Here is a 5,776-nt window from a genome sequence, read left to right as displayed (position 1 = left end):
GCGGGCGCCCTCGCGGGGATGGCTGCCCTCGTGGGCCTGTCCGGGCTCCCGGCCGCGTCGAGCCTCCCGGGAGTGGCCGCCGTCCGCCGGATGTAGACCATCTCTGCGGCGGCCGGTGGTCCGTGCCGGGAACCCCGCCCGTTCGGACTCTGACCCTGCGGACTCTGACCCGGCGGATCCTGCCTGTGGCGAGTGGTCGGCCGCGGCGTCGCCTGCCGCCGATTCCGCGGCCGGGGAGTCACCAGCCGGGGAGCCACCGGTCGAGGAGACGGGTGTCGGGTTGGGCTGCTCGCTTTCGCGGCCGAGGGGTGCCGAGGGCAGGCGCGGCCGGCCTCCGGGTAGCGAGGGGCGGGTGAGCAGGGCCTCGGCGCGCAGGGCGGCGAGCATGACGCGGGGAAGATCGCGGGTGGTCGGGTAGCAGCCGTAGCGGGGCTGCCAGTCCGGGTCGAACTTGGCGTTGAACCGGTAGATCGACTCGATCTGGAACCAGCGGGACGCGGTGAGCAGCAGCCGGCGTGTCAGCCGCAGCGCGGGCGTCGCGCCGAGGCGCTCACCGCGGGCCAGGGTGGCGCGGAAGGCGGCGAAGTTGAGTGACACCCGGGTGACGCCGAGCCGGTGGGCGTCGCGGAGCAGGGCGACGACCATGAACTCGGTCAGCCCGTTCCCGGCGGTCCGGTCGCGGCGCATCGCGTCCAGGGACAGGCCGTCCGAGCCCCAGGGCAGGAAGGTCAGCAGGCCGCGCAGGCGTCCGTCCTGGAATGCCCGCACGACCACGCTGTCGGGATCCTCGGGGGCGCCGACGCGGCCCAGCGCCATGGAGAAGCCGCGTTCGGTGCCGCAGGAACGCCAGGCCGACGCCCGGTCCGCCAGCGCCGCCCGTTCGGCGGGGTCCAGGTCGGCGACCCGGTCGATCCGGGCCGTGTAGCCGGCGCGTTCGACCCGGGCCACGGCCTGCCGCACGCCGCGCATCGCCCGCCCGTCCAGGCTGAACGTCGCGGTCCGCACGACCGCCTCGTCGCCGAGTTCGAGGACCCGCAGGCCGGCCCGCTGGTAGGCGCGTCCGCCGTCGGGGCTGCAGCCGAGGACCGCAGGCACCCAGGCATGGGCGGCGGCGAGGTCGAGGAACGGGCGGATCGCCCCCGGCCAGGCCTCCGGGTCGCCGATCGGATCGCCGGCGGCGAGCGCCACCCCGCCGACGACCCGGTAGCTGATCGCGGCCTTGCCCGACGGGGACCACAGCACGCTGCGGTCGCGCCGCAGGGCCACATAGCCCAGGGAGTCCCGGCCGCCGTGGCGGGTCAGCAGCGCCCGCAGCCGGGTGCCGTCGGCCGCCGTCAGCGCGGCGATCGGGGTGGCCGGCCGTAACGCCAGGTAGCCGGGGACGCCGACGGTGAGCGCGCCGAGGGCCAGTAGGACCGCGCCGACGAGGTCGCCGTCGCCGTCGCGGCCGAACCGGACCGGTCCGGTGATCCCCGCGAGGCCCGCCAGCACGTGCTCGACGTGCGCGCCGAGGTCGCCGCTGCCGTGGCGGAAGTGGATGAGGGCGAGCCCGACGGTCAGGTCCGCGGCGGCCAGTGCGGTGAGGGCGCCCAGCGCCCGCCACCGGGTCCGTGGATCGCCGGCGGCGGGGAAACGGCGCCGGGCGGCGATCAGGACGGCGAACGGGACGAGGTCGATCGCAGCGGGGACGACGGCGAGCCCCCGGGCGAGGTCCAGCAGCACGGCCGCACCGGACAGGGCCAGCGCCGCCCGCCAGGCCCGCCGCTTGCGCCGGCGCAGCCCGTGGGCCAGCCCGATGAGCAGCAGGCCGGCGCCCACGCTGGTCCCGGTCGCGGCCTGCGTCACCATCCCGGGGATCAACCGGCCGAGCCAGGTCCACCCGGTCGGTCGGTGGCTGATCGCGGTGATGACGTCGATCAGCCCGACGAGGGCGGTGAGGGTCGCGATGAGAGCAGGCACGGGCAGGCGCCCACCGGCGGTGGCGGTGGTTGCGGCGGGTGGCGCCGCCTCATCCTTGCGACGCGTCATCTTGACAGGCACTCCAAAGGCGCGACCGGGGGCAGGGGCGACCGGTCCCGGGCGCCGCGATCTCTCGGACGCCGGGACCGGCGTACGGTACATCCCCCGCGCACCCGCCGGTCGGGTGGTTCGGCATCTCTTGGGTCACGGCGCCGGAACGTCGTCATTGCGGCGGGTCGCGGCCGTGTCCATGGGGTGAACGTTCGCCTTGGCCGGGTCACGTCGCAGTTCGGTGCCACCTGGAGGTGCCGCAGCGCGACGCGACGGGCCTGGGCCTGGGCTTTCGCTCGCCGCCCCGCTCCACCTCGACCACCATCTTGATCACCCCTGGGACGCGGGCGGTCAGGGAAGGAGAACCGTCTTTCCGACGGTGGTGCGATGTTCGGCGGCTCGGTGGGCTTCGGCGGCCTGCACCAGCACCGTGTCCGCGGGCCCGAGGTCGGCGACCTCGACCACCCCGATCGCGGTGGTGCCCTGGCCGGCCAGCGCTGATCCCGTACAGGAGCCGCTCACGTGGCAGTCGCGCGACGTCCGATCTTCGAGAGAGGCGGGCGGGACGGCAGGAGAATGGGAGCGACGGTTCCCGGCTGGCCCACGGACGGAGCGGACGGCCCGTCGTCCTGGTCGGGGCTGGTGAGTAGGAGTTCGGCGGTGACGTAGCCGAGACGCCGGCCATCCCGACCGCGGACGATGACGACCCCGGCGGGATCGCGGGCGAGCGTGCGTCGGACCGCCTCCAGCGGCGCGTCCGGAGACACGAAGTCCGCCGGATGAATCAGCCCGGTGATCCGCTCGATGGACGGGGAGCCCTGGGCGGCGGCGAGCCGCTGCGCCAGATCGGCCAGGCGGATGACGCCGACGAGATGGGACCCCGCCTCCACCGCCGACACCTGGGCCCCGGCGGCGAACATCCGTTCCAGCGCCTCGTGGATGGTCGTGCCGGCGGAGATCACCGGCACCGGGATGTCGTTGCGCATGACGTCGACGACCGTCCTGGTGGCAGGCCGCCTGGTTATCCCGACAGGTCGGACCTGCCGATCGCACGACTGGAGCTCGTGGGCCGGTGGCACCAGGACAAAGCGCGCGTTGCGCGCACGATTCTGAATCAGAGAATATCCCTGGAGGCCCAAAGGCGTTGCCGGCTCCATTCCCATAGAGGGCCCGGCGGCCGCGGAAGGTTGGGTCTGCGCTGCAGCGCCGGCGCTTTCACCTCGCAGCGCCGCGGTGTTCGGAGCCGAGGTCCCGCGGGGGTGCGGTCGCGCGCAGCTCTTTCACACCTGTCGAGTTGCCCACGCCGGCGTCCAGATCCCGGTGTCGCGCCGCCTGGACCGGATCGAAGCGAGGTGGTGGTGGAGCGTGGCGAGCGCCGGGTGGGAGTTGTCGCGATGCCAGATCAGGGAATGCGGGTAGACCGGTGTCGGGTCGTACAACGGGATGCGGCGCAGATCGTAATGGGTGGCCGGTCGGACCGGTGAGGAGCTGGTGGGGATCGTCGACGACCCGTACTGCCTCGATGACATCGATGCGTGGTGCGGGTGAACAGTCGCACGCCGAAATCTTCTTCCAGCTTGGCGATGCGCTGGGCGATCGCCATCTCGGCGGCGATGTGCTGGAACTGACCGGTGTCCGAGACGGAGACGAACGTTCGCACAGACTCAAGATCCATGCCGCCCGACGTTACCGTGAGGTCTGCAGCTTCAACCTGATGGTGCGAGAACCTCGGAACGAAGGACTAGCTCTCAATATTCCGCAGCGATTCCAGCGTTGCCGTGCAGGCGCGAGCGGCCTCGGCCCCCTTCTTCACGAAATGATCGTGGAAGAACTGCTCATGCTCGACGGAATCGTGGAAATTGTGCGGAGTCAGGACCACCGAGAAGACTGGAACATTCAAGTCGAGCTGGGCACGCATCAGGCCGTCGATGACCGCCGAAGAGACGAATTCATGCCGGTAGATGCCACCGTTTACAATCAGTCCCGCGGCCACAATGGCTTCATAGCGCCCCGTCCGGGCCAGTCGAGCGACATGCAACGGCAGCTCGAATGCACCGGCGACCTGGAAAAAATCAAGGCGAGACTCGTCATGTCCCAACTTCACTATCTCCGCCGTGAATCCAAGACGGGCTTGGTCCACGATGTCGTGATGCCACATAGACTGGATAAGGGCGATTTTTTGCTGTTCGGCGACGCTCATGCGGGAAGTTTACGACACCGGCACCGACACCGTACGGAGCCAGGTCAGGGTCGACTGGAGTCGCCGCACAACCCGGAGTTGTGGCTCGCCGGCGCGGCGGTTGTTTGCTTCGCACTTCTCCTGCCCACTTGGATCCTTCTGGTCAACGAGATGTTGTCCGGAGGCGTCGGGAAGGGCTGGGGCGGATGGTGGTCGCGGGACGGTCTGCGGGATGGCGCTTCGGGTGGCTCTGGGCCGCGTACGCGGCCAGCTCCCTCGGCACGTGGCTGGCGTTCGACGCGTTCCCCCTGATCGCGATCCTCGTGCTGCACGCCGGGCCGACCGAGGTGGCGGTGCTCGCGGCGGCGGGGCTGGCGGCGGGGGCGCTGGTGGCGGTGCCGCTCGGACCGTGGGTCGAGTTCCGCCGCAAGCGGCCGGTGATGGTGGCGATGGACCTGACCCGGTTCGTCGCGGTGCTGAGCGTCCCCGCCGCGTTCGCGTTCGGCTGGCTCACCTTCGCCCAGCTCCTCGTGGTGTCGGTGACGGTCGCCGCGGCCGACATCGCCTTCACGGCTGCCAGTGGCGCCTACGTGAAAGCGCTCCTGCGGGGCGAGGACCTGCTCGCCGCGAATGGCCGGCTCGAATCGACGACCTGGACCGCCACCATCGTCGGGCCGCCACTCGGCGGGGCCGCGATCGGGCTGTTCGGACCGGTGACGACCGTGCTGGCCGACGCGGTCAGTTACCTGCTCTCGGCAGCGGGGATCCGCGCGATCGGCGGAAGCGAGCCACGCCCCGCGTTGGCCGACGTACCGAGGACACGTGTTCGCGACCTCGCCGAGGGCTGGCGGTACATCCTGAGCCACCCGGCGCTGCGGTCGCTGTTCGTCAACACGATCCTGGTCAACGGACTGATCATGGCGACGTCTCCGCTGGTCGCAGTCCTCATGCTCGGCCGCCTCGGCTTCGAGCCGTGGCAGTACGGCCTGGCGTTCGGGGTGCCCTGCGTGGGTGGGCTCGTCGGCTCCCGCCTGGCCCGGCCCCTCGTCGCACGTCACGGAGCACATCGGGTCCTGCTCGTCGCCGGCGCACTGCGGGCGTGCTGGTCGCTCGGGTTGGCCTTCATCCGGCCCGGCACGGTCGGGATCGTGCTCGTCATCGCCGTCCAACTCGGCCTGGTCGCCTGCATGGGCGTGTTCAACCCCGTGTTCGCCACCTACCGGCTCGAGCACACCGATGCCGAGCGGGTCGCCCGGACGCTGTCGGCCTGGTCGGTCACCAGCAAAGTCAGCATCGCCACCCTGACGGCACTCTGGGGCCTGCTGGCAGGCATCACCGGCCTGCGGATCGCGATCGCGGCCGCTGGTCTGCTCATCCTGTCCACGCCCCTGGCGCTGCCGCGACGCGACCTCGCCGCGCAACCCAGGCCCGGACTGGTTGGCCCGTTTCTCCCGGAGACCGACAGTGGCGGAAGGTTCAGTCCGCCGCCGCGGCGCGGGCGCGTTCGATCTCGTTGATGTGGGTCTCGGTCCAGCGACGCAGGGCGGTGATCGGCTCGGCGAGGCTGCGGCCGAGGGGGGTCAGGGC

Annotated in this window: 6 protein-coding genes and 1 pseudogene; 1 reads left to right on the top strand and 6 read right to left on the bottom strand. The window is 71.6% G+C overall.

The window, feature by feature from the left end; genetic code table 11:
* The 6 genes and pseudogenes from NBZ85_RS26565 to NBZ85_RS26545 all read right to left on the bottom strand — a co-directional run.
* Positions 1–2,028, bottom strand: a 2,028-nt coding sequence (locus NBZ85_RS26565; RefSeq protein WP_261562817.1) for a phosphatidylglycerol lysyltransferase domain-containing protein, incomplete at its 3' end; no start/stop codon positions are given.
* A gap of 333 nt (positions 2,029–2,361) precedes the next feature.
* Positions 2,362–2,532 (bottom strand): hypothetical protein, encoded by a 171-nt coding sequence (locus NBZ85_RS26560; protein WP_261560125.1) that lies wholly within the window; start codon positions 2,530–2,532, stop codon positions 2,362–2,364.
* On the bottom strand, positions 2,529–2,996 hold the full coding sequence (locus NBZ85_RS26555) for a CBS domain-containing protein (RefSeq protein WP_261560123.1): 468 nt from the start codon (positions 2,994–2,996) through the stop codon (positions 2,529–2,531). Before NBZ85_RS26555 ends, NBZ85_RS26560 begins: the two co-directional genes overlap by 4 nt.
* A 294-nt stretch (positions 2,997–3,290) precedes the next feature.
* Positions 3,291–3,539 carry a hypothetical protein gene (locus NBZ85_RS33900; RefSeq protein WP_261560117.1) on the bottom strand — a complete coding sequence of 83 codons (249 nt, stop codon included), beginning with the start codon at positions 3,537–3,539 and terminating at the stop codon, positions 3,291–3,293.
* Between the two features lie 59 nt (positions 3,540–3,598).
* A pseudogene (locus NBZ85_RS34140) lies at positions 3,599–3,685 on the bottom strand (hypothetical protein); the annotation flags it as partial.
* Between the two features lie 66 nt (positions 3,686–3,751).
* Positions 3,752–4,210, bottom strand: a complete 459-nt coding sequence (locus NBZ85_RS26545; protein WP_261560115.1) for a 6,7-dimethyl-8-ribityllumazine synthase — start codon at positions 4,208–4,210, stop codon at positions 3,752–3,754.
* Between the two features lie 185 nt (positions 4,211–4,395).
* Here NBZ85_RS26545 and NBZ85_RS26540 point away from each other — a divergent pair, with 185 nt between their 5' ends.
* A complete protein-coding gene (locus NBZ85_RS26540) occupies positions 4,396–5,706 on the top strand; it encodes an MFS transporter (RefSeq protein ID WP_261562816.1) in 1,311 nt (436 codons plus the stop codon).
* Positions 5,707–5,776 lie beyond the last annotated feature (70 nt).

This window comes from Frankia tisae (assembly GCF_025403405.1).
GTDB classification, from domain to species: domain Bacteria; phylum Actinomycetota; class Actinomycetes; order Frankiales; family Frankiaceae; genus Frankia; species Frankia tisai.
This window is presented reverse-complemented; position numbering and strand designations above follow the sequence as displayed.

Coding starts and splice junctions, on each gene's coding strand:
- NBZ85_RS26545 (WP_261560115.1), bottom strand. CDS start 4,210: ATGAGCGTCGCCGAACAGCAAAAAATCGCCCTTATCCAGTCTATGTGG.
- NBZ85_RS26540 (WP_261562816.1), top strand. CDS start 4,396: ATGGTGGTCGCGGGACGGTCTGCGGGATGGCGCTTCGGGTGGCTCTGG.
- NBZ85_RS26555 (WP_261560123.1), bottom strand. CDS start 2,996: ATGCGCAACGACATCCCGGTGCCGGTGATCTCCGCCGGCACGACCATC.
- NBZ85_RS33900 (WP_261560117.1), bottom strand. CDS start 3,539: ATGTCATCGAGGCAGTACGGGTCGTCGACGATCCCCACCAGCTCCTCA.